The following is a 22,685-nucleotide window of genomic DNA, read 5'->3' on the forward strand; positions in this document are numbered from 1 at the left end:
TGACGCCACCGCCGGCAGCAAGGATAACAAAACCATGAAAACATTTTTTACCATTTTGCTATGTATTGCTGTTTTTCTTATTTTTCCGGCGTGCGGCGACGACGATGACGACGAGATCGCCGAAGCCGATTCCGACGACGATAACGACGATAACGACAACGACGAGATCGCCTTCCCCTTCCCGCCCGGGTTTCTGTTCGGGGCGGCGACCGCCGGTTTTCAATGCGACATGGGCTGCCCGACGCTCGACGAGGCAAGTTGCACCGACACCGCGTCGGATTGGTATCAGTTCGTCACGAATCCGCAAACCGTCGCACACCCCCTTTCCTTTGTCGCCGGTGAGGACCCGGCTGTCGTCGGCCCCGGGCACTGGGAGCTTTACGAAGACGACTTCGATCTGGCCCGTGACGAACTGCACAGCAACGCGTTTCGCATGAGCCTGGAATGGAGCCGCATCTTCCCGCAATCGACCGTCGGCGTGGAGGGAACCGAAGCCCTGCGCGAAATCGCCGACGCCGACGCCCTGGCGCACTACCACGCGGTGTTCGCGGCGCTGCGCGAGCGCGGCATCACGCCACTGGTCACCCTGCACCACTACACGCTGCCCACGTGGCTTCACGACGGGGTCGGCTGCACGCTGGACTTTCGCCGTTGCACGGCCCGCGGCTGGCTGGACCGGGAGCGTGCCGTTACCGAAATCGCCAAGTACGCCGGTTTCGCGGCGCGTGAGTTCGGCGCAGAAGTCGACCTGTGGGCGACGCAGAACGAGCCCTTCGCGGTGTTGCTCTCGGGCTATCTCATGCCCACTCCCACGCGTACCAATCCGCCGCTGCGTCTGGTTGACGACGCCTCGTTCAAGACCGCCTTCCTGGCCATGATCGAGGCGCACGCCCGCATGTACGACGCCGTGCACAGCGCCGATGTCTACGACGCCGACAACAACGGCGAGGCGGCGAGCGTCGGGCTCGTGTACGCCATCGCCCCTTTTCGCCCGCTCGATCCGAACAACCCGTGGGATGTGTCGGCCGCCGAAAACGGCTTCTACCTGTGGAACTCCGCCTTCCTCAACGCCGCGTGCTCAGGCGAACTCGACGCCAACCTCGACGGCGAATCGCAATACCGCGACGACCTGGACGGGCGCATGGACTGGCTCGGCCTAAATTACAAAGTTGTCGTGAAACTGGCGGGTCTGCCCTTCCCGCTGATCCCCTGGGTGTCGCCACTAAGTAACTTCAACCCGCTGAGCCTCGACATGAGCCTGGTTGATCCCAGCGCCTTGTACGACATGGCGATGTGGCTGACCGAAACCTACGGCCTGCCGATCTACGTCACCGAAAACAACGGCCAACACGTTCCGCGCGGAGACATCGATACCGAAATCCGCCTGGTCGTCGAAAACCTCAGTTGGCTGGCCCGCGCCGTCGAGGATGGAGTGGACGCCCGCGGCTATTTCTATTGGTCCTTCATGGACAACTACGAATGGAACCACGGCACGAGCATTCGCTTGGGGCTTTATCGCGTTGAACCCGACGACCCGACAAAGCAACGACATGCGCGCGAGACCGTCGAGGTTTTCAGCGCCATCGCCCAAGCCGGTGGCGTCCCCGCCGACCTGGCTGCGCGGTTCCCGATTGCGAAGTGATCGCCGCCCACCTGTATGTCTTGCTCGCAACCGTCCGCGCCGCTATCCTGCCGGTATGCAAAGACATTGCGCGATCCTCGTGACTCTAATCGCCCTCATGCTGGCGACAACCGGCTGCTTCGACATGGAATCGGAAGTGAAGGTGCTGGTCGACGGCAGCGGCTTCGTCACTGTATGGGTGCGCATGCCCGAGCGAACGGCGATCATCGGCGCCGCGTCGATGGGCTCGACCCTCACGCGGGAAAAGGCTGCCGTGCTCAATCGGCTGGACAAGGTTTTCTACGAACGCGAAGGCGTGGAGTTGCTCGAACGCGTGATTCTCACGCAGGGCGACCACCTCGTGCTTCGCTATCGTTACTCATTCGACACGCCGCGCGACCTGAACCGCTTTTGGGTTCAGCCCGAAAACGCCGAGCAGGACGTCACCTTGAAAAACGGTCGCCTCGCCTTCGCCACAACCGGCGAGGGTTGCGGGACGCGATACGAAACCGCGCTGGCCCTGCCGCCCGTCACCTTCGAAAGCATGAATCGCGTGGCCGACGACATCCTGGGACAGCAATCGCCCGAGGCGCGCCGCGCCCTGATTGAAGAATACTACAAGGGCCGCTTCCGCCTGCGCCTGGTCGTACCGGGCAAGGTCGTGGCCAGCGACGCGCCGCAAGTTGATACCGGCGGCAACCCGATGTGGGAGAGCAACGTGCTCGAACTGTATCGTAACGGTCTGACGGCCAAGGCCACCTCGCATGTGGATTGCGGCGACGAAGCGCCGCGCACTCCGGCGGCCGACGAAACGCCGCCACTGCCCGCCCCAACACTCACCGAGGGCGTCAAACCGACGATTCCCGACGTGCTGGCGGTGCTGGGTCAGTGGGGCGATCTGCTGAGTCTCGAACTCGACGCAACGGTCGGACGCCGCTCGAGCCTGGCCGTCGCCTACCGCATCGACAGCCGCGTGGACAGCGCCGTGGAAAGCCTGCTGCTGACGGTCATCGGCACGCTGCCCACGATCGCCGGCGACTGGGATTGGAGCCGGGCGCGTGACCAGAAAGGCCGGCTGGTCCTCACACTGCGCACCAAAAAGCCGCTGCGCCTGGATAAAACGGGTAGTTCGATGCTCTTTGCCGGAACCGACGGCGGGCTGTACGTCTTCCGCCTCAAGCTGCCCGCGCTGGTACCCGCCGGCACGCAGGTGCCCGAACACGTGGGGCCGGTGATGTTGCGGGTTAGTGTGAAAATGCCCGGCGAGATTCGGCGCACCAACGCGACCTTCCTCGAGGATGGCACGGCGCGCTGGGTGTTGACGGCGCGCGATCTGCGCGGCCCCGTCACTCTCGAAGCGATTTCGGAAAAATAATCAGGCCGCCGGCGTGCCCTCGTCGTCGGGATTCGCCAATCCCGCCACCAGCGTCGCCGCTTCGATGATCCGCGCCAACTCCTTGTCGCGGCAATCCATGATCATCGCGTCCACGCCGTACCAGACCGCCAACGCAGCGCAGGCGCGGTGAATCGCGCGGCGGTGCCGCCGCCCAAAGGAAAGATTGGACAACCCGAGGCAGGCCTTGGTATGCGGGAACTTGTCCTTGATGGCTCGCAGCACTTCGAACATCACCTGCCCGCTTTCCGGGTAGGAGACCAAGGGCATCGCGATGGCATCCAGAAACAAACGCTCGGGCGGCAGCTTGGCGTCCATCGCGCGCAAGTAGATCTTCCGGCAGACGGCGAGTCGGGTTTGCGGGTCGAGTGAAAAATGGCTGTCGTCGGAGGCCAGCACGATGAGCCCCGCGTCGTGTTCCAAAGCCAGGTCGAGCATCTCGCCCAAGTGCTTGCGACCGGCGGTTGACGAGTTGATCAGCAGTTTGCGTTTACCCGCCACGTGCGGCGCGACCTGGGCGATCACTTCCGGATTGGGATTGTCCAGGCACAAGCCTACGTTTCCGGCTTCCAAGGCCTGATAAACGAGCCACACCAAATCATCCACCATGTGGGAAACGGCCTTGCCGTCCCAACCGGCATGGAGGTCCAAGTAGTCGCAGCCGGCGGCGATTTGTTCCTGTATGATCGATCGAATCATGATCGTGTCGCGACTGTCCACAGCGCGCGCCACCACGTTGTCGGTTACGGAAACAGCGTCGGCAATGCGGATCATGGAACCTCGCGTTGTTGGATCGATTCACCTTACGCCAGAGGGACGCCGCAGGTAAACCGCTCTTTATTCGCCGCGCGTCTTTCGTTATCGTGCCGCAGACAAGGAGGTGTCATGGCAATCCATCTGCCGGTACCGCCGGTCGGCGCCAAGGTACTGGACTCACTACCGGAAACGATGACCGACACGCCGATTTTTCACGGCGTGAGCTTTTGCGAAGCCGTGGACCAGGCGGCGCATGGCAGGGCGCATTTCGTGACAGCCGAATCGATCCACACCTGCCGGTGGGTGCCGCCGGTGCTCGGATTCGTCGAACCTTCGTCGAAATTTGAGGAAGACATCGCCCCGACGCTGCCGCCGGGCACCGCCGGAGTTTTTCTCGCCTTGCTCGCCAACTTTCCCGAGTCCTGGGAGCCCGACGTGGTCATCGTGAAGGCCGCACCCGAGATTTTAAGCCGCTTAGCGGAAATGGTCGGGTGGGACATGGCGGCGTGGGATTACGTGGAGGAGGATCGCATCGCCAAAAGCGCACTCAAGCGCCTCCGGGAAGAAGATCGAAGCTGGCGCACGAAACTGATCAAACCGTTCAATAACGCGCTGGCGGCGATGGATAAGATTCCCGGCTTCAAGAAAGCGACGATCCTCGCGTTCAAAAGCGAAGCCGTGTCGGCGGCGTTCGAAGCCTTCATCAGCCGGGCGCTGGCCAGCATGTCGGTGTGCCGCAACTCGCTGGTCATCCCCTATTTATCGGGGCGATTCAACATTTCCTACCTATGCTCCGGCGGCGTGACCTGGGGCGGCAACTACCCCTTTCACCTGACCTCCGGCTGGCCGTGGAAGTTATGGCAGCGATTGGCTTCCGACGTGGATTGGTAGGGTCTACAGCAGCGAGCTTTCGCCGATACGTATCTGCAAGGGGTCGAGTGATTCGACCTGCGGTCCCAACGCGGCCGCAAGCAATTCGCCAAGGTTGTCGGCCTTGACGCCGCCCGAGATTTTGATGCCCCGTGGGAAGTTTGCGCGCATCACCCTCAGCGCTGCGACGGTCGCTCCGCCTTTGCCGAATCCCGTACTCGTCTTGACGAAATTCACCCCGGCCAAACGACATAGATTACAGGCCTTGGCGATCGCCTCTTCATCGAGTTGACAGGTTTCCAAGATGACTTTCACTTTCGCGTCAAAACGCGTCGCAGCTTTGACGACCGCCGCCAGGTCGGCTGTGACTTCCACCTCGCGCCCCGCCATTAGGCTGCGCCAGCGCAACACTGTGTCCACTTCCGACGCGCCCGCGTCGAGCACCCACTTGGTTTCGTCGCCCTTGATGCCGGGCCGATACTGGTCGCCCAAGGGAAAGCCCACAACCGCCGCAACCTTGATGTCGCTACGCCCGGCATTCAGGAAGCGCCGCACCACGCGTTCTACTTCCTCCGGCCGCACGCAAACGGCATACGGCGCTGGGTCCAACGCCAAGGTGGCGTCAAGAAACTCTTCCACGGCGCGGTCGTAAGCCATCAAGGGATCGGCCTCGGCACGGAAACACTCGGGACGGTCTAGAAAGGTATGGTCGCAAACACCGGCAACCTCGCGCGGCGCGAGTGCACTGACGTCAATCACAGTATCCCCCTTGTTGCGAACATCACTGTCGCGTGGCGAGGATTTTACCATAGAACTGTTTCGACAACGAACCGATTAACTGTTCTTTTGTGTTTTTGTTTCTCCGGCGCGTCGGCCGCCGCCCGCAAGCCGGTTCAGTGTTGATGCAATCCGAATGTGTCGGATGACGCCTTTTTCCCAGCATTGCCCAAGCCCGCTTCCGCCCACATAATAGAGTCGGCCACCGGCTCCGTAACACCGGTGGAAAGAGGACATTATGCGACCTTCCATTTGGATGGCCCTTTTGTTGTTGCTGGTCATTTCGCTTGCCTTTGCCTGCGCCGGTGACGACGACGATGACAACGACGACGTCGGTGACGATGACGACGATAATGACGACGACGACAATGACGATAACGACAACGACGATGACAATAACGACGACGACGATGACGACGACACGACACCCGAAGGCCTACCCACCTTCAGCAAATTCGTGACGCCGAACGAGTCGCCATTGCCTCCGTCGGTCGACGCCTGCGCGGTGTACCGCCAGGAGCAATGCCAAACGGGGACCGTGCATCGCTGCGCCATCTACGACGGCGGCAGCAAGGATTGGGTCGTCGATCCCGACCCCTGGGTCGAACAGACATTCAACTACGACCGCTACTTCGACCTGTACAACCGCATGGAAGGCCAACACGCCGCCTTCATCATGACGCAGTCCATGCCTCCCGGCACACCCGAGGAAACGTGGAGCGACCCACAGTACTTCCAGGAATACGACGGCTACGGCGATGCTGCGGGTTGGACCGGCACGGCGCTGCTGGCCGCGGCCGCGCGTTACGCCTCGACCGGCACCGACGCCGACTATGAACGCATGCTGGCCCACTTCGAATCCACGGCGTTCCAATATGAAGCCAACGAAATTCCCGGCCTGCTGATACGCAGCCACTTCGCCATGATGGAAGAAGGCGGGCCGAGCCATCCGATCGGACTGGCCGGCATGGCCGTCACCGAGTACCACGAACCCGGCGACTGGCACTTCCGCTATCCGCTTTCCGAAGCGATGCTCGAGCGCCTGCCCGCGTATTACACCGAAGGCGTGGAAGTCGGCGGCGAGCACTGGGACGTGACGCCCGTGTGGATGGGCGACGCCTCTCGCGATATGTACGTCCGCGGCTTACCCGGCGTCATGCTCGCCTACGATCTGCTCGAGGACCAAGGCCCGCGCGAACAGCACCTGCGGCAAGTGATCCAAACCGAGATCCCCTGCACGCTCAATCGCATGAAGAAAATGCGAATCCGCAACCTGCAGTCCAATCCGATCATTGTCGAGGCCGTCGCGGCATACCTGGGTTCCGACCGCCTGCTGCTGGACCCCGACGACATCGACATTACGCAAGTCGACGAAATCACCGCCTACGTCATGGAACAGCCCAACCCCGATTACATGGACGCCTTCGACGACACTTGTCCCGACGGCCCGCCGATGGAAGTCGATCCCGAGTACGACTTTGACGCCTCCGACTTTCTGGGCTTCATGCTCGATTTCACCCAATTGGTCATACGCATGCAGCGCCAGGGAGTCGTCCCGGTGGCGTGGTTGATGGCGCCTACGGTCAACGGCGGCGAAATCGTTTTCATGACGCAATGGGCGCTGGCCGCCCACTACCTGACCGGCGATTCTCGCTACCTGGATTTCGTGGAAGGTCTCCAGCAGGAGTTGCAGTACTGGGAGGTGATCAACCTGATGGGCTCGTTCTACATGCCCAAATGGTGCCGCCCCCACTACGGACCCAGCCTGCTGTACCCCTCACTGTGGAACATGCAGAACCGCATCGACAAAAGCATCTACCCGGAATACTGGACCAACCTCGCCGGAGCCATCGCCGAGGAAATGCGGCACAAAGACCTGGAACAAGCCAACGACGGCTATTTCGGCATCCTGTACGGCACCATGGTCGACGACCAGGTTGACGCCGGTCGGCAGGATTACCTTGATTTCATCGTCGACATGCTGGCCAACGCGGGCCAATACGGTGTGACAGATCGCAACGAGCCGCGCCGTAACTATTCTGTGGATTGGCGTGAGGACCCGCCGCCGGGCGTCCAAATCGAGGAGCTATCCGAAGATGACCGCGACATGTACTTGGAAGATATCACTTTGTTCGGGCTCGTCATTGTCGAGGGGTGGATCGAAGACGAGTTCGCACGCGCCGTCGAAGGCATGCCGGTCCAGTACCGCGTCCCCGGAGACTTCCAATGGCAGATGGACCCCTTCATGCTCTACCGCAGTTACGGAGGCCGTGAAGCTACCGTCCAGTACGCCGCCATGGGCTTCCCGGTCACTTACTGGGTCGGCCGCATGCAAGGGCTGATCGACGCCGGCGCCGGCACCGCCCTGGGCTGGCAGGATACCGGCGTGCCGTGCGACGTAGAGTGACCGGCGTCTTCGCCGCCTTTACGAGCCCCAGGCACCACGTAGGGGCCGGCCCCGTTCATTCGCCTCCGTCGTCGGTGTCGAAGGTTGGCTCAGATTCGAAACGGACCATTAGCGTCCGAATTGCAGGTAACATACTTCTCCGGAAATCGTGACAACCAACTCGCCGGCATCCGTTTCTCCGGAGTCGATCTGTTCTCCATCCTGATCATAGAGCACCCACTGAGCTGCCACATCATCAGGAAACGGGATGGTGACCTGAGTCTCCTGGAATATCATACTACCGTCATGCCACAGAGCCACCGTCCAGAGATCGGCGTCACTCGCCAAAACATATGCATAGTCGCCGTTATCCCACCCAAGAGCCTCGCCAAGATCGCCGGCATAGTGGGCATCGCCAACTATTTCGCTGGCGCCAATTAGGGCCATATAGGAAGGTTTCGGATCGGTCTCCTCCGTGTCCTCCGGATAAGTAAACAGACCGAAATAATCTTCGGTGGGCAAAGAAGCACTACCGGAGCCGTCCCAGAACGTATACCAATCATAGATAGCGACTCCCGCTTTCATGGCAAATTGCAGACTCCTGGCCAAGTAAGCCGCTTGACGATCATCGTTGATAATCAGGCTGGGCCACCCGACTTCAGTGAATTGAATCTCTTTATCCGGACACCCCATAATATTGAGGATATTGCGAACCTGCTCCACCATCACCAACATGCTCGGGTAGTGGTAGAAACCCAAATCCAAATCAAACTCGGGGCACGGTTGCTGCAAAAACGAATATGGGTGAATAGACATCGCATCAAAATAGTCGCAAATGTCGCTATGTTCTTCCCAAACGCGATACAGGAAATTCCAGACACCCATCTCATGGAACAGTTTCATCTCAAAACCGGAAAGACCGCCAAAGATCACCGTCGCGTCCGGATCGTTTTCATGAACCGCCGTGTAAGCCGCTTTTAGTATCGTGCCGTAGTGTTCGGGGTTGGGTTCCGGTTTCCAGAAACGGGATGTATTTTGCTCGTTCCAGACTTCGTAATTGTCGATACGGTCACCATAATGTTCCGCCAGATGACCGGTATAATCGGCGTATTCCACCGGATCGATATCGTCGTTCAATCCACTAGGCGTAGCCCAATCTGGGCTATTCAAAAAGATGGCGGTAACTTCCAAACCGGCGTCAAGACAAAGATCGGTCATCGTGTCGAGTCCGTCGAAATTCCAAACATTGTCTTCCGGTTCGATGTTTGACCAATGGAAATCGGTTCGCACCATGGTCATATTGGCTTCGACCAATTTCTCGATTTCGAATTCACGCTTCCAACTATAGGCGGTGCCGCGACTCATATGACTGGAAACACCAAGAATTTCTGCAAGCATTTTTCCGCTTGGATTCATCCCATCATAAGCATCGGGGAGCACGGTATCGTCATCGCCGGTATCGTCATCCCCCGTATCATCATCGCTTGAGTCATCATCGCCCGAGTCATCATCGCCTGAGTCATCATCGATAGTATCATCATCACCGGTGTCGTCATCATCCACAGTATCGTCATCGACGGCATCATCATCACTATCGGGTTGATCGTCATTATCGTCATCGTCAGCGTCGCCACATCCGCTGAAGGCAATGGCGAGCAAAGCCATCATGATCAATAACAATAATTGGGAGAACCTATTCAATTTCATTTTGTAGCCTCCAAAGTTGACGTTCCTAGAATACACATTCTGGCAAGTCGTGACATGAGGTGGAGGGGCGACCGTAGCCGCCCCAGAGAATCGGCAGCCGCAGCCATCACCGTCGTCGTCATCGTCGCCGTCGGTCGTGTCGCTATCGGTAGTGTCGTCATCGACGACGTCGTCGTCAACGGTCTCCTCGTCAGTTGTAAGCCCAAGCACTGCCTGGGGCGCGCCGAGCGACCAACGGGAGCGGTTGCGGTGGCAGTGACGTCGCCGGATGCACGCGGTTTTGAGTCAAAGCTCAGCCTTGCCGGACCTTGCCCGGTCCAGGCTCAGCTTGGGGCTGGGTGAGGACAAAAAAAGCCACGCCCGGAGGCGTGGCTTTCGTGGTGGTCGGGGGCGGAGTTGAACCGTCGACACGCGGATTTTCAGTCCGCTGCTCTACCAACTGAGCTACCCGACCACGTGAGAACTCGCGGAGTGTACCCAATCGCCAGATAGGGGTCAAGACCAATCCAACGGGGGTTTCGCGAGCAAAAAAAGCTCGGTTAACGCCCCACAATTACGCCGTCTCGTGTATGATGCTGCGGTTATGATTCGCATCGATTGCCATAGTCACAGTGCCGCTTCCTGGGACGCTCTGACGCTGTTTGACCAATACCTGCGCGACGCCGAATCCGCCGGGCTCGACGCCGTGATCGTCACCGACCACAACACTCTCGACGGCTATCACCGCTTGCGGGAGATCGATTCCCCCGTGCGCTTGATTCCGGGCGTGGAGATCAACACCCGCGACGGCGAGGTGCTCGCCTATTTCGTCGATGAAGCGCCCCCCGCGGGCCGGTCCGTCGAATGGACCGTCGATTTCATCCACGACCACGGCGGACTGGTCGTATTGCCGCATATCTTCGCCCGCTCCGCGCCGGTGAGACTGCGCCCACCCGCCCTCTGGCGCGCCCTGGAACTGTGCGACGCGGTCGAAGGCCTCAACGCCCGAGTCGAGTCGGCGTCGGCCGACGCCCGCGCGGTGGAATACGCGGCGCGTTTCGGCAAGCCGTTGACAGCCGGTTCCGACGCGCACGTGCCCGGCGATCTGGGCCGCGCTTACCTGCAAATGGAGGACTTCGAGGGGCCGGCGGATTTCCTGGCGAAATTGGCCGCGGCGCGTCCGGTCTTGCATCGGCGGTCCACGATGTTGGAGAATCTGGTAAATTTCGCACGTATTGTGATCGTCACGCGGCAGATCCCCCGCATAGTGCGGGATTTGCTTGGCTTTGCCGCGTTGAAAGGACCGGCGCATCGTGAGTGAATCCCGTGACCGTCGTTGGTTGTTTCGTCGTTTTCCCGCCCTGGCCGACCGCTTGCCGTGGCAGCAACTGGCCAATCTGCCCACGCCTGTAGAGCGTTGCGAGAAATTCTCCGCGCGGCTCGGGGCCGAGGTTTGGATCAAGCGGGACGATCTGGATTCCGATCTCTATTCGGGCAACAAGCCGCGGAAATTCGAGTTCATCTTTGCCGATGCCGCCCGCTGCGGCGCGAAGCAGATCATGACGATGGGCAGCGTGGGATCCAACCACGCCGCCGCCACGAGCCTTTTCTGCTGCCGGCTCGGCTATCAACCGGTGCTGGCCGTCGTGCCGCAACCGGTGCTGAGCTACGTGCGGGAAAACATCCTGGTCGACCACAGCTGCAACCCGATTTATCTGCTGTCGAGAAACGAGGCCGAGGCCGCGGTGAAAATGATGCTTCACTCGCGCCGCGTCGCGCATGAGACCGGCACGCCCCCCTACTTCATGTATTTCGGCGGCAGCAGCCGTATCGGCAACGTGGGCTTTGTCGAAGCGGGCTTGGAATTGGCCGCGCAAATAAAAGCCGGCGACATGCCCGAACCCAGCCGCATTTTCGTCGCCACCGGTTCTTGCGGCACGCACGCGGGTCTACTGGTCGGTCTGCGGGCCGCCGGGTCGAACGTGCGCGTGATCGGCGTGCGCATCGTGCCGAAAATCGTGACCAACAAACTGGTCGTGGCGACCCACGCGAACCTGGTCGCCTCCTATTTGCGGCACATCGACTCCACCTTTCCGGCGATGCATTTCAGCACCCGCGACATCGATTTGCTCGACGACTTTTTCGGCGGCGAATACGGGCGTCCCACCGCGGCAGGAAAAGAAGCGATCTTCCTCGCCCGCGACACCGACGGCATCGATCTGGACCCGACCTACACGGGCAAAGCCTTCGCCGGCCTGCTCGCGTATCTGTACAGCTGCCCTGATCGCCAGGCGCCGATCCTCTTTTGGCACACGAAAAACGGCCTGCCCCTCGACCGCTGGACCGAGGGCGTGGCGCCCGAGAGCCTGCCGCCGATGCTGCAGCGGTATTTCACCGAACCCCTCTACGACCCGGAGTTGTGAGATGAGAAAAATAGCTTCCCTGACCCTCGCCCTCGTGCTGCTTGCCACGATGGCGTGGGCCGCGGGCACTACGCCCGCCCAGCTCGACAATCTTCTGAAGCAATTGCAGGTTCAGGCGAAAACCGCGTCCGGCGGTGAACGCACATTCAAGCTCGGTTTTCGCGGTACGAAGCCGGAAAGCTTTTTGGTCCGCGCGATGCCCGAACAGCGCGTTGTGTATCTCGCCGTTCTCGACGTGGCGAAAATCCCCGCCGCGCAACTTGCGAAGTTTCAAACTCTGGCCAGGCTGAATTATCAAATCACCGTCGGCAAACTTGAGTGGGACCCGCAGAGCACCGAAGTGCGCCTCAGTTACACCTTCGCCGGTGAGCAGCCGGTGGATTTCCCCTCGTTCAAGGCGGTGGTGCAAACGCTGCTGGTCGCGGTCGAAACCGTGCGCAAGGAACTGAATAAGTAGCCGGCGCTTCGTTTCCTCTTCCGTTTGCGCCCGCTTCGTCAATCGCAGCAGCGAAATATCTCCGCTAAATAGTGAAAGCCTGAAGGATGTCTTCGTTTGGACATTTAAACGGATCAGCCGACGACGATATTGCACCGCGTAATTTTCCCGAAATCTTAGAGGGTCTGGAAACAGGTTCGTTTAAATGCGACCTTTGTTGGGGAAATAGTTGAATCTGGTACTATACAGGGGTATTATAAACCATCGCAATAAAGATTTTGGCGAAACCGGCTACACGAAGAGTGGCTTTTTCTGGGCGGTGTGCCTGGAGAGCCGAAATCGCAGCTTGAAATGGGGAACGTCGTTTGAAATTTTAGGGGAGGTTGTTATGAAAAGAACTATATTTGTGATGGTATTTCTCGTTTCCTTCCTTCTGATGCTTGGCCTGCCGGCCTGCGGGGGCGGCGGGGACAATAACGATTCGGCCGATGATGACAACACCGATGATGACAACACCGACGATGACAACGCCGACGATGACAACACCGACGATGACGACGATGACGACGATGATGACGACACCAGCGAAAGCCCCCCCGAGATCCTCACCGTAAACGGCGACGGCTCCCCAGACGGGGCACCGGGCCATGCCGACAACTTTTTCGGAAACGCTTTGTTGGTTTCGGGCAGCCACCTCTTGACCGATACCACCATTGTCACACTGGCCTCGGTGCCTAATAAGCAAAGCTGGGAGTTGGAGATCGATCCCGCCTCCACTGCCACAGAACTGAAAGGCTGGTTGCCGTTGGATTTGACGCCCGGCGATTACGTTTTGTCGGTGGATACCGGCAATCCGCCCCTGGCCAGCAAGGAAGTGACCATCCTGCAGGGGGAGACCGGTCCTGAAGGGCCTGCGGGGCCCACGGGGCCTGCGGGCGAGATGGGACCCTCCGGACCTGCGGGTGAGATGGGACCCTCCGGACCCGCGGGCGCACAGGGACCCTCGGGGCCTGCGGGTGAGATGGGACCCTCCGGACCTGCGGGCACACAGGGACCCTCGGGGCGACCCTCCGGACCTGCGGGCGCACAGGGACCCTCGGGGCCTGCGGGCGAGATGGGACCCTCCGGACCTGCGGGCACACAGGGACCCTCGGGGCCTGCGGGCGCACAGGGACCTTCGGGACCTGCGGGGCCCGCTGGTGTACAGGGTCCATCCGGACCAGTCGGCCCGTCGGGGCCCACCGGGCCCGCGATTCCGGCCGGAAGCACTTTTGTCAAAAACCACGCCGGCCCGCAGGTCACATCTGACGCTTATGCGGTTATCGCCAGCGCGACCATTACGGCGCCCGATGACGGGTACATCGAGGCGAGCCTTACCGGGTACGGCACATGGAATAATTATTTCGGGGGAATTTTCTACTCCCTGTTGACTAGCTCCGACACATGCGCCGCGACATCGGGAACCGCGATGATTAATCTCGCGTCCTCTTCTTACACGGACACGTCCTCCTATGTCATGATGCCCTTTTCGTCGCAACGCCGTTACCCGGTGACTGCGGGAAACAAAACCATTTACTTCTGTGCGAAACGGGAACTGAAAAACGGGACGGCATCGAGTCCCTATGCCTGGTCCTACAATCTGTCACTGGTCTACCACCAGAGCGATTATACGGCCGCCAAGGACGAAGACACGGTGTATCAGGGCAATGATCAGTCCATCTTTTCGACGCCGTATGGCGAGGATGAATGGGATGAGGAGAACGAAGACTCAGACTGGTGGCCCTTTTAGATCACATCTGTTTTGAGGAAGGCGGCGCCGGCAAGGCGCCGCTTTTTTTAATCGCCAGGGCCGGTAATGGCCTGCCCCCTGACAACATCGGCGTTATTATTTGCAACTAAAAAGGATGGTCAGTATGAGAAATTCATGCCGATCCAGATTCATCGAAGTGCCCCCTCGGCCCAAGTAATTTTGTAGAAACAAGAATTTGTTGGTCTTAAGGGCGTCGCCCGAAGTTCCAGCATTTCAGCCGAGTTGAGAGGAACACAAACATACTTCGGAAACGTCGTTTTATCTATAATCATGGGACGAGAAATACGTTTGTTGTCTGCAAAGATTTCAAATTTGACGCTACCCATTTCTTCACAAGAACCGATCGGCACCGCCGATACCCAGGCTTCGAATGACTCATATCGTTTGTGAAGCCGAAAGATTTTCACCCATTGCTTATTCGTTGTGACGGTAAGACCGGAATCAAAGGGTATTTGACCGGAATAGATGCGTTCTACCTGTTTTGTGGGCTCGTTACGTCTAAGTCTTTCACCAACGGGAGGGAGCCGGTCGATTGTTGTTGAACGATCAAAAACGGTTTTCGCCATGATAAGGGCAGCGGGGATAGCCAACACGAAGAAATACAAGGGGATTTTCGAGACCCTGGCCATATCCTTTGTGCTGTTTGCATCTTTTCCATGACGCATCCATCGGCGATCTCGAATGCAGGTTACTATGACGCTGAGTGGAAGAAGCATGAAGAGCGCCCATTTCCACCATGGGGGTCGATAATAGAACTCGACAACATGCTCTCCCTCTGAAACTTCGACTGCAAGGAAGCCGGGGGAAACCATAAATGGCTTAATTGCTTTTCCATCGACTCTAGCTCGCCAAAAAGGATGAAAAGACTTCTTGAAAAGAACTGCGGAAGGTTGTTGAGCGTAAACAGTCACTCGCGACGTCTCACCAACGCTCTCATCAAGCACACTCCCCTTTGAAAATTCCTGTGAGAATAAATCGGCAAGAATCGGCTTTCCATAAATGGGTCGCCTAACTCGATTATGCTTTCCGTGCGCATTAAGAAAAACGATTTTTTGATGAAGGCGACTAACGGCTTCTATGGTCAAAGCAAAGCTCTTTTTCGGCGGGGAATCAAATGCTACTTGAATAAACTGGCCCCGCTTCGGTAGAGGGCTTTTCAGCCACTCGTAAGTGCTGTCCCAATAGGTGTACTTGTTTGCTTTGAGAAGTATCGGCGTATCGACGACCCGAAACATCGATCCGCCGGCGGGTGTCGAGTAGACGGCTCGATTTTCCTTCGACAAAAGTGGCGACAGGCCCCAATAGGAATCGTCACGCCAGGAAAAGATATGTGACACAGCATAAAGATCAAGCTCTTCCCACCGAAATGGATCGAACGTCAAGGTAAAATCACCGGGCAACGACCAACCAAAAGGCAAATGTCCAATGACAGACATGCCGCCGATGGGAATGCTGAAATACGCGGGTGCTCCGTTGAGCGGGAACTTCGTTCCCCATCCGTTTCGAGGACCTGCATAGATTCGATTGGGGTTCACCAGCAAAACGGAGTTGAGTAATCTGCTTGAGTTTTCCGCCTCAGCCTTAAATCTTATTGTTGCTGTTTCTACGAATTTTCGATTTTCGATGAAGTAGGTAAAGGGAGCGTAGAAAAGGCCGAGCACGCCTATTAATACAACCAAATAACTCAACCGTCGTTTTCTGACTGAGTAGTTTTGAAATTTACTCCACAACCAGGACAGAGCTATCCCTGAAAGAACAACGCCAAAATAATGCATCCCAAGGATGAAGCGTTCAAAATGCAGATCTTTAGCCATTGGCAGAAAATCAAGAAGACTGCCCCAGGTTGTGCGCCCCGCGAACAACAGCAGGCTCAGAGTAAAGGAGATTGCTATCGCAATGTGTGGTGCGCCTTTTCGAATGGAAATCACTAAACCAATAAGAACGAGGCCGGTCAGAAGTGGCAATCGCCCGCTATCAAAGAGATTGCCATGGACCAAGTTTTCCAATACCCATTGCAGACCGTTGCCGTTAATTTTCGATAACGGCTCGAAACGGCTACTCGCATGATAGGGCGAATTTAAAACCATTGGCAGGAGAAAAAAGGCTGTTGCGGCCACAGATGAGACAGCGAGAGCGATCAGTTTTTTCGCACTTGATACTCTGGACCCTAATAGGCCGACTGCCCACCATAATGCAATGTTGATGGCAAACAGATAGACTAGAAACACATGCGATACAGTCATCGCGATCAGAATCATCAGAGGTAGGGTTAACTTTGAATACTCGCCTCTAGCCCACCGCCAGGAAAATCCCAACGCCAATGGAAAAACGACCATCCCGAAAAGTTGAGTGAATAAACCGGTTCCAAACGCGAGATAGGCGTTCAATTCGTGGCCGAAACCGCTGATTGAAAAAACTGTGAGAGATAAGACTCCGGCAAAAAGTGACGCAATGCGCGAAAAGCCGAATAGGCGCGACGAATAATAGTATACCCAGGGGGTGGCAGAGAGGAGCAAAGCGACGAGTACATGGTACAGCGTTGAAATGGAAAAGAGCTTAAGCGTAATCAGGTAAAGGACAGCTAGTACCAACTGAGGAAGGAACTGGTAGTGCCCAAACAATGGAAATCCACAAGCCCATTCCGGCATGAAAAAATCGATCGGATTCTGAAAATTGATTATCCTTTCAGCAGCAGTTGTCGCTGAAATCTGGTGTAAATTCGAATCGTTGACATCAACGAATGGTGAACAAACTTCGGGGAGAGTGCCAACCAGGAGAAAGATAGAAGCCAGAAATAGAGGCCAATATGAGCATAAAACCTTTTTCATGGAGGCTTTTTCCGACTTTCAAATGGTTTAAGGGCATCTGCAACACTGCGATAATTATTGGATTATAAACAATATTCATCTGAACCTTCAAGAACAATTCTCGAATGATCCCGTTACGATGGGTGGATTTTCTCTCGGAGTGTTTCGATAGAATGGCGGCGCATAAGTCGATTTTTAATCACTTTTCCAGTAATTTCCGGGTATAGCCGTGCAAGGACTAGGTATCGTCGCACAATGGTTTTATGTGAAGCTCGCGGAGGCGGCGAAGACGCCGGTCGCTGTGAATCCAAAAACACGCCCGCCCCTTATCTGCTAGAATGCCGCCTGGAAATACGGAGGTTTTCGATGCGAAAAGTTGCCTTGTTACTCGTTGTCCTGTTGGCCCTCGCCTTCATGGGATGCCCTTCCGGCGATGACGATGACGACACGTCGGCCATCGATGATGACGACGATAATGACGACAACGACGACGATAATGACGACGACGACGATAATGACGACGACGACGATAACGACGACGATAATGATGACGACGACGACGACAACGACACCGCCGGGCCCGAGGCGCTCCAGGCGATGAGTTTCAACCTACGCACCGGTTTGTCCCCGGACGGCGAAAACGCCTGGAACCACCGCCGGCAAATGGTCGTCGATTTTATCGCCTCGCAGATGCCCGACCTGATGGGCGTGCAAGAAGCGCTGATCTTCCAACTCAACTTCGTTTCGGAAAACGTGCCCGGCTACGCCTGGGTCGGCCGCTCGCGCCGCGTGATTCCCGACGAATACTCAGCCGTGTTTTACCGCACCGACAAATTCGCGCTGCTCGACCAAAGCACCTTCTGGCTCTCGGACACGCCGGACGTGGTCGGCAGCACCTTCAGCGCCGGCCAGTTGTGCCCGCGCATCGTCACCTGGGCTGCGCTGGAAAGCCTCGCCACCGGTCGCACGCTGTTTGTGTTCAACACACACTTCGACACGTACCATGGAGACGAGGTGCACGAGCGTTCGGCGGCGCTGTTGGCTGACAAAATCGCGGAAATCGCCGGCGATGAGCCGGTGGTCGTGACCGGGGATTTCAATGAAGGCGTCGGTGACGTGGGGTATCAAATCCTGACGGGCGAGACATCCTACCAAGGCTCAAGCGGCAACTTGCTCGATCCCTGGGTGGCGCTCGCTTTGCCCGACGAAGGGACGTTCCACAGCTTCACCGGCGTGCCTACCGGCACGACGCGCATCGATTGGGTGCTGCACTCCGACCACTTGACTCCCACGGCGGCGGAGGTCTCGCACTACAACCAAGACGGCCGCTACCCCTCCGACCATTTCCCGGTCTTCGCCCTGTTCACCTGGCCGGAGTGAATGCGCCCAGAACCTCCCTCCTAGAAACCGGCGGACTCGAGGGACACCCAACACCATGTTTGCCCATTATCTGTTAGAATGCCGCCCGGAAACACGGAGGTTCTCGATGCGAAACGTTACCTTGTTACTCGTTGTTCTGTTGGCCCTCGCCGTCATGGGATGTCCTTCCGGCGATGATGATGACGAAAACGACACGTCGCCCATCGATGATGATGACGACGATGACAACAATGACGACGACGATAATGACGACGACAACGACGACGATAATGACGACGATGACGATGACAACGACGATGACGACGACGATGATGACGACGACGATAATGACGACGACGACAATGACGATTCGGTCGACTATGAATACTCGATCAAGAGCATCGGCATGAATACTGCGGATGTGACCGAGATGCTGCCTGCTTTCGCGGAACGCGGGTTCGTGCTTTACCTCAACACTACTCCCGGGGATATCGGTTCCGAGGAATTGGAGGAACTGCTCCTGGCCGCAGCGGAATCGGGAGTAACGATACGTTTGTGGCCGCTGCTCAACGGCAACGACGGCTCTTGGGCCAACGAGGATAATCTCGACGCATTTCTGCAAAACGCGCGCGATACCTTGGCCTTCGTGGAATCAGTGGCGGACGTGGTCGACACCGTGGTGATCAACAGCGAATTGGGCGCGGTGGAGATTGCCCTGATTCGCGAGTATTTCGAGCAAGGAGATTGGTTGGCGATACTCGATATCCTGCAGGGCAATCGCGATCTGGCTCTGCTAGCCCAGAACCAGGCGGTGATGGCGGATTTCGTCGAGGAATTGCACGACGGCGGCTATTTGGCCCAGGTGACCACGTATCCTTTCATTATCGACGACCTGGGGGACGGCGACCCGGATCTCCAGGACGTTGCCAACGTACTTTTGTCTGGAAGTTCGTGGGATATCTACTCGTTCACCCCTTATACGACGGCATACACGGAAGACCTGGGCTTTCCCTTAGGCCCCTACTTTCCTTATGCCTATTCTCGTCAGGCCTATGCGCTGTTCGGGCCGGCGGCGGAAATCGCGCTGGGCATTGTCGGCGATACCTCGCACGGGCCGGGCTACGCTTCGCCCGATCTGCTTGCCGCGGACGTTGCGGCGGCTAAGGCGGCGGGGATTCGCCGCATTTCCGTTTTTCGTCTGGCCGGAATGGTCGAGGACGATCAGTTCGACATCTGGGCCGACGCGCTGCTGGCCGAGCCGGCCGTACCGCCGAACGAACTGCTCGTCATGGCGATGCGCTCCGCTATTCTGGCGGCAGATCTCCTATTGAACATCGTTCCCTGACCGGCACATCGCCGTATTCTTTCCGCCGACGTTCGTAGAACCGACCTGCCCCCAGTTTCGGTACCACTCATTGTGCGAGTCCGCCAAGTTGATGCGGGCGGAGGGGCGGAGTCCTGGAATCCCGGTCACAGGCTGTCGGACAAAAATCCAATTGGCGCCGTGACCGGGAGCAGGTTAACCGAGCCTCACCAGCTAGCGAACACACCGCACGAAGTTTTCGGTGTATACGTTGGCGTAAAAGACGTAGCCGTAGTCGAAGTAGATGTACCAGGCAGTGACATCGCCGCCCTCAACCGCCGAGGACGACCAGTACCAGCAGCACTCGCCGTTCAACTCCGGCGGCCAATAGAGTCCGCCGGGCCCCTCGCCCCCGTTTTCGGAACAGCCGTCGCACGAGTCGTCCCGGCAAGGGTCGAAACTCAAACAGGAGTCCGTCACTCCGCAGGAGCCGTCCGTCTCCGTTAGGGCGCAGCCCCGGAGCAGGCTCCGCAGCTCCGAGATCGTAGGCAGGCGCCAGTCGTCGTAGTCACCCAATACGAGATCCTGGCAGTACGTTTTTGCATCCGCCCATTGGTGACAGCAATCCGAACCATTTTGCCACGTCAGGCCCGACTCGCCATCGGTGCAAACGTCATCGGTGCATTTTAAGCCGCGTTCTTTGTCAGCATCGTCACCCGAATCGTCATCATCGTCGTCATCGTCGTCACCGCAGGCCACGACAGCAAAAGCGGCAAAGAGGCAAAGGAGCAAAAGGAGCGCAAGCCAGTTCAAGGGTTTCATGTCTTTCTCCCCGTAGAATTAGTTGTGGTCGCAACGAACGGTCAAATCGATATTGTCCTCCGGTTCCGATATAACGATCAGGGCTTCTTCAAAATCGATAATGTTGTGCACGGGGCCAACGTACCCATCGCACAATATATTCGAAGTAGCGTTTGTTTATGGCATCGTATCACGTACCCTTGGGGACACCAAACCGAATTTCCGGTATTTCCGCGTATTTCCGGCGACGCCATGCCGGAGTTCCAGGGAGCAGACCTAAGCTCTTTCTGCTTTGCGAGTCTTTTATCTTCCACAAAGACAGTGAACGAGTTCCAGCGATTTCACGAACACTTGCGGTGCTGTATAATGACTTGTAGTGTCTTATAAAGACTGTGTTTTTGTCGCTGCTATCGTGCGAACAATGCAGTGCATCAGATCAACGGAGGTCCAGAATGAAACGGTCGACATGGGTATTTGTTTGGTTTGCGCTTCTGACTTTTCTCGTGACCATGAGCGCCGTTCTTTCCTGCCTTGACGACGACGATGACGACGACGAAGGCAAGGATGATAGCGATGATGACAACGATGATTCAGCAGGTGATGACGACTCATCGGCTGAGAATCCCTCCGGCGATTTCACGTGTATTGGTGACGTTTGTACAGATTCGTTATCCGGTCTGATGTGGCAGAACGATTCTGACTGCTGCTATGACTGGGAAGATGCAAAGGACCATTGCGATGACCTGACTTGGGGCGGCTACAGCGATTGGCGGCTGCCTAGTCTTTCGGAGCTTCGCAGCTTGGTTCGGGGATGCGACGCCACGGTAACCGGCGGCAACTGTAACGTGACGGATTCCTGCCTGAATTGGGACTGCCGGAACACTTCATGCCGCGGATGCGACTACTATTGGGGTCCGGGCCCGGACGGCCGCTATTGGCCGGAGAAGCTTGCCGGCAGCGGCGTGTGGCATTGGTCGTCTTCGCCGGTCGCGGACCAAATCAATTATGCGTGGTACGTCGATTTCAATGGCGCCGTCGTCCAAAACAGAGACGTTTGGACCATCGCCGATGTGCGATGTGTTCGTTAGCCGACCATGGTTGTGACCAGCCTCCAGTTACGGTACCACCCATTGTGAGAGTCCGCCAAGTTGCTCTGGGCTCCGGAGGCTTCGCCTTCTCCGCCCACGGCATTCGCTGAAAAAGCTTCGGGAGCCGGTCGCCGAGATCGGCGTGCGTTGGAGGTGAGCGCGGCCCGACCCAGGCGACTGGCGGACGATCCGTCGCTCGCGCCGTTATGGTGAATGGGCGTCTCGCCTCGCGAACCGTTTTATGCACGATTCCACGCGATGGAAAGGGGAAAGTCTTTATGGATCACGTTTTGCAGACCATGACTTTTGAGTTTTTTGGAGCAGGAAAGCATAAAATCGAGATGGAAAAACTGCTTACAATGGGGGAAGCAATCTTTTTGGATGTGCGTGGCGTCCCCGAGGTGGAGTCTGTTCAATTGAGGCTCGAACATCATATAGAGGTGCAGCAAATCCCGATCGACGAGATACCCGACCGCATTGGTGAGATCCCCCGCGACAGGACGGTCGGCATATTTTGCAGTGCGGGCACTAGGTCGGCCATCGTGTACGCATACCTATGCTCGAAGGGATACGAGAATGTACACATCGCCCTCGGTGGTTACGACGCCATCACGAACCTATTATTACCCGGAAGGGTGCTAAAGCATATAGAGACGAAAAAAAGGTCCTGAGATAAGGAAGTCCCCATGCTGAAAATTGCCGGAGTCTCTCTTATATTTTTCGCTTTAGCCGTTTTAATGACTATGACCGGGCGGGGCGGCGGCAACTTCTATGTCCTTACTCTTGTGCTCGCGGGGTTACCCATGCACGAGGCAGCGACAACGGGCCAGTTCGTACTCTTTACAACAGCGGCGGCAGCAACGCTTATTTTTAAAAAGGGAAAAGCCCTCTCAGTGCCGCTTGCATTGTTTCTCGCCGCTTTAACGGCGAGCATGGCTTTTACTGGCGGTTTTCTGGCTCACCTTTTCAGCGGCAGAGAATTGAAAATCGTTTTTTCGATTTTATTGGCCCTTGCAGGGACAGCAATGTTTTTCACAGTAGAGGAAAACAAAAAGAAGCCGAATCCGAGGCGGGGATACTGGAATTTAAAATCAGGCAAGGAGCTTTTTGTCATAAATCTGTGGTTGGCTGTGCCCCTTGCAATGGCTACAGGCTTTTTTGCGGGGATG

The 22,685-nt window shown here is 57.3% G+C and carries 18 protein-coding genes and 1 tRNA gene; 13 read left to right on the plus strand and 6 right to left on the minus strand.

Features of this window, described 5'->3' with window-relative positions; translation table 11 throughout:
• Positions 1 to 34: 34 nt before the first annotated feature.
• Both P9L99_20455 and P9L99_20460 read left to right on the plus strand, forming a co-directional pair.
• A complete protein-coding gene (locus P9L99_20455) occupies positions 35 to 1,642 on the plus strand; it encodes a family 1 glycosylhydrolase (protein ID MDP8225744.1) in 1,608 nt (535 codons plus the stop codon).
• 79 nt (positions 1,643 to 1,721) lie between these two features.
• Positions 1,722 to 2,996, plus strand: coding sequence for a hypothetical protein (locus P9L99_20460; GenBank protein ID MDP8225745.1), 1,275 nt, complete (start codon positions 1,722 to 1,724; stop codon positions 2,994 to 2,996).
• Here P9L99_20460 and P9L99_20465 read toward each other — a convergent pair whose 3' ends face one another.
• A complete protein-coding gene (locus tag P9L99_20465) occupies positions 2,997 to 3,788 on the minus strand; it encodes a dihydropteroate synthase (GenBank protein ID MDP8225746.1) in 792 nt (263 codons plus the stop codon).
• 111 nt (positions 3,789 to 3,899) lie between these two features.
• Here P9L99_20465 and P9L99_20470 point away from each other — a divergent pair, with 111 nt between their 5' ends.
• The gene (locus P9L99_20470) at positions 3,900 to 4,661 is read left to right on the plus strand and encodes a DUF169 domain-containing protein (GenBank protein MDP8225747.1); all 762 of its coding nucleotides are present in this window, start codon (positions 3,900 to 3,902) and stop codon (positions 4,659 to 4,661) included.
• Positions 4,662 to 4,664: 3 nt separating this feature from the next.
• Here the strand turns inward: P9L99_20470 and deoC are convergent, their stop codons facing one another.
• Positions 4,665 to 5,399 (minus strand): deoxyribose-phosphate aldolase, encoded by a 735-nt coding sequence (gene deoC / locus P9L99_20475; GenBank protein MDP8225748.1) that lies wholly within the window; start codon positions 5,397 to 5,399, stop codon positions 4,665 to 4,667.
• Positions 5,400 to 5,655: 256 nt separating this feature from the next.
• Between deoC and P9L99_20480 the strand changes: the two genes are divergently transcribed.
• Positions 5,656 to 7,824, plus strand: a complete 2,169-nt coding sequence (locus P9L99_20480; GenBank protein MDP8225749.1) for a hypothetical protein — start codon at positions 5,656 to 5,658, stop codon at positions 7,822 to 7,824.
• Between the two features lie 108 nt (positions 7,825 to 7,932).
• Here P9L99_20480 and P9L99_20485 read toward each other — a convergent pair whose 3' ends face one another.
• Complete coding sequence (locus P9L99_20485; protein ID MDP8225750.1) at positions 7,933 to 9,510, minus strand: beta-galactosidase; 1,578 nt, start codon at positions 9,508 to 9,510, stop codon at positions 7,933 to 7,935.
• A 378-nt stretch (positions 9,511 to 9,888) separates the two neighbouring features.
• Positions 9,889 to 9,964 (minus strand) — tRNA-Phe (locus tag P9L99_20490).
• A gap of 129 nt (positions 9,965 to 10,093) precedes the next feature.
• On the opposite strand from P9L99_20490, the gene P9L99_20495 reads away from it, so the two are divergent.
• The 4 genes from P9L99_20495 (at position 10,094) to P9L99_20510 (ending at position 14,137) form a co-directional block, all read left to right on the plus strand.
• Positions 10,094 to 10,810 carry a PHP domain-containing protein gene (locus tag P9L99_20495; protein ID MDP8225751.1) on the plus strand — a complete coding sequence of 239 codons (717 nt, stop codon included), beginning with the start codon at positions 10,094 to 10,096 and terminating at the stop codon, positions 10,808 to 10,810.
• Positions 10,803 to 11,912 carry a pyridoxal-phosphate dependent enzyme gene (locus P9L99_20500; GenBank protein ID MDP8225752.1) on the plus strand — a complete coding sequence of 370 codons (1,110 nt, stop codon included), beginning with the start codon at positions 10,803 to 10,805 and terminating at the stop codon, positions 11,910 to 11,912. Before P9L99_20495 ends, P9L99_20500 begins: the two co-directional genes overlap by 8 nt.
• A gap of 1 nt (position 11,913) precedes the next feature.
• Complete coding sequence (locus P9L99_20505) at positions 11,914 to 12,369, plus strand: hypothetical protein (GenBank protein MDP8225753.1); 456 nt, start codon at positions 11,914 to 11,916, stop codon at positions 12,367 to 12,369.
• A 367-nt stretch (positions 12,370 to 12,736) separates the two neighbouring features.
• Positions 12,737 to 14,137: a hypothetical protein gene (locus P9L99_20510; GenBank protein MDP8225754.1), complete on the plus strand. Its 1,401-nt coding sequence runs from the start codon at positions 12,737 to 12,739 to the stop codon at positions 14,135 to 14,137.
• Between the two features lie 149 nt (positions 14,138 to 14,286).
• Here the strand turns inward: P9L99_20510 and P9L99_20515 are convergent, their stop codons facing one another.
• Positions 14,287 to 16,986 carry an NPCBM/NEW2 domain-containing protein gene (locus P9L99_20515; GenBank protein ID MDP8225755.1) on the minus strand — a complete coding sequence of 900 codons (2,700 nt, stop codon included), beginning with the start codon at positions 16,984 to 16,986 and terminating at the stop codon, positions 14,287 to 14,289.
• 345 nt (positions 16,987 to 17,331) lie between these two features.
• On the opposite strand from P9L99_20515, the gene P9L99_20520 reads away from it, so the two are divergent.
• Positions 17,332 to 18,345, plus strand: a complete 1,014-nt coding sequence (locus tag P9L99_20520) for an endonuclease/exonuclease/phosphatase family protein (GenBank protein ID MDP8225756.1) — start codon at positions 17,332 to 17,334, stop codon at positions 18,343 to 18,345.
• 106 nt (positions 18,346 to 18,451) lie between these two features.
• Positions 18,452 to 19,669 carry a hypothetical protein gene (locus P9L99_20525; protein MDP8225757.1) on the plus strand — a complete coding sequence of 406 codons (1,218 nt, stop codon included), beginning with the start codon at positions 18,452 to 18,454 and terminating at the stop codon, positions 19,667 to 19,669.
• Positions 19,670 to 19,861: 192 nt separating this feature from the next.
• Here the strand turns inward: P9L99_20525 and P9L99_20530 are convergent, their stop codons facing one another.
• A complete protein-coding gene (locus P9L99_20530) occupies positions 19,862 to 20,449 on the minus strand; it encodes a DUF1566 domain-containing protein (GenBank protein MDP8225758.1) in 588 nt (195 codons plus the stop codon).
• A gap of 431 nt (positions 20,450 to 20,880) precedes the next feature.
• Between P9L99_20530 and P9L99_20535 the strand changes: the two genes are divergently transcribed.
• From P9L99_20535 to P9L99_20545, 3 genes are all read left to right on the plus strand, one after another.
• Positions 20,881 to 21,516: a DUF1566 domain-containing protein gene (locus P9L99_20535; protein ID MDP8225759.1), complete on the plus strand. Its 636-nt coding sequence runs from the start codon at positions 20,881 to 20,883 to the stop codon at positions 21,514 to 21,516.
• 278 nt (positions 21,517 to 21,794) lie between these two features.
• On the plus strand, positions 21,795 to 22,187 hold the full coding sequence (locus P9L99_20540; GenBank protein MDP8225760.1) for a rhodanese-like domain-containing protein: 393 nt from the start codon (positions 21,795 to 21,797) through the stop codon (positions 22,185 to 22,187).
• 15 nt (positions 22,188 to 22,202) lie between these two features.
• Positions 22,203 to 22,685, plus strand: a 483-nt coding sequence (locus P9L99_20545) for a sulfite exporter TauE/SafE family protein (protein MDP8225761.1), incomplete at its 3' end; no start/stop codon positions are given.

It is taken from the genome of Candidatus Lernaella stagnicola, assembly GCA_030765525.1.
Lineage (GTDB): Bacteria > Lernaellota > Lernaellaia > Lernaellales > Lernaellaceae > Lernaella > Lernaella stagnicola.

Coding starts and splice junctions, on each gene's coding strand:
- P9L99_20455 (MDP8225744.1), top strand. CDS start 35: ATGAAAACATTTTTTACCATTTTGCTATGTATTGCTGTTTTTCTTATT.
- P9L99_20465 (MDP8225746.1), bottom strand. CDS start 3,788: ATGATCCGCATTGCCGACGCTGTTTCCGTAACCGACAACGTGGTGGCG.
- P9L99_20470 (MDP8225747.1), top strand. CDS start 3,900: ATGGCAATCCATCTGCCGGTACCGCCGGTCGGCGCCAAGGTACTGGAC.
- P9L99_20480 (MDP8225749.1), top strand. CDS start 5,656: ATGCGACCTTCCATTTGGATGGCCCTTTTGTTGTTGCTGGTCATTTCG.
- P9L99_20485 (MDP8225750.1), bottom strand. CDS start 9,510: ATGAAATTGAATAGGTTCTCCCAATTATTGTTATTGATCATGATGGCT.
- P9L99_20495 (MDP8225751.1), top strand. CDS start 10,094: ATGATTCGCATCGATTGCCATAGTCACAGTGCCGCTTCCTGGGACGCT.
- P9L99_20505 (MDP8225753.1), top strand. CDS start 11,914: ATGAGAAAAATAGCTTCCCTGACCCTCGCCCTCGTGCTGCTTGCCACG.
- P9L99_20510 (MDP8225754.1), top strand. CDS start 12,737: ATGAAAAGAACTATATTTGTGATGGTATTTCTCGTTTCCTTCCTTCTG.
- P9L99_20515 (MDP8225755.1), bottom strand. CDS start 16,986: ATGAAAAAGGTTTTATGCTCATATTGGCCTCTATTTCTGGCTTCTATC.
- P9L99_20520 (MDP8225756.1), top strand. CDS start 17,332: ATGCGAAAAGTTGCCTTGTTACTCGTTGTCCTGTTGGCCCTCGCCTTC.
- P9L99_20525 (MDP8225757.1), top strand. CDS start 18,452: ATGCGAAACGTTACCTTGTTACTCGTTGTTCTGTTGGCCCTCGCCGTC.
- P9L99_20530 (MDP8225758.1), bottom strand. CDS start 20,449: ATGAAACCCTTGAACTGGCTTGCGCTCCTTTTGCTCCTTTGCCTCTTT.
- P9L99_20535 (MDP8225759.1), top strand. CDS start 20,881: ATGAAACGGTCGACATGGGTATTTGTTTGGTTTGCGCTTCTGACTTTT.
- P9L99_20540 (MDP8225760.1), top strand. CDS start 21,795: ATGGATCACGTTTTGCAGACCATGACTTTTGAGTTTTTTGGAGCAGGA.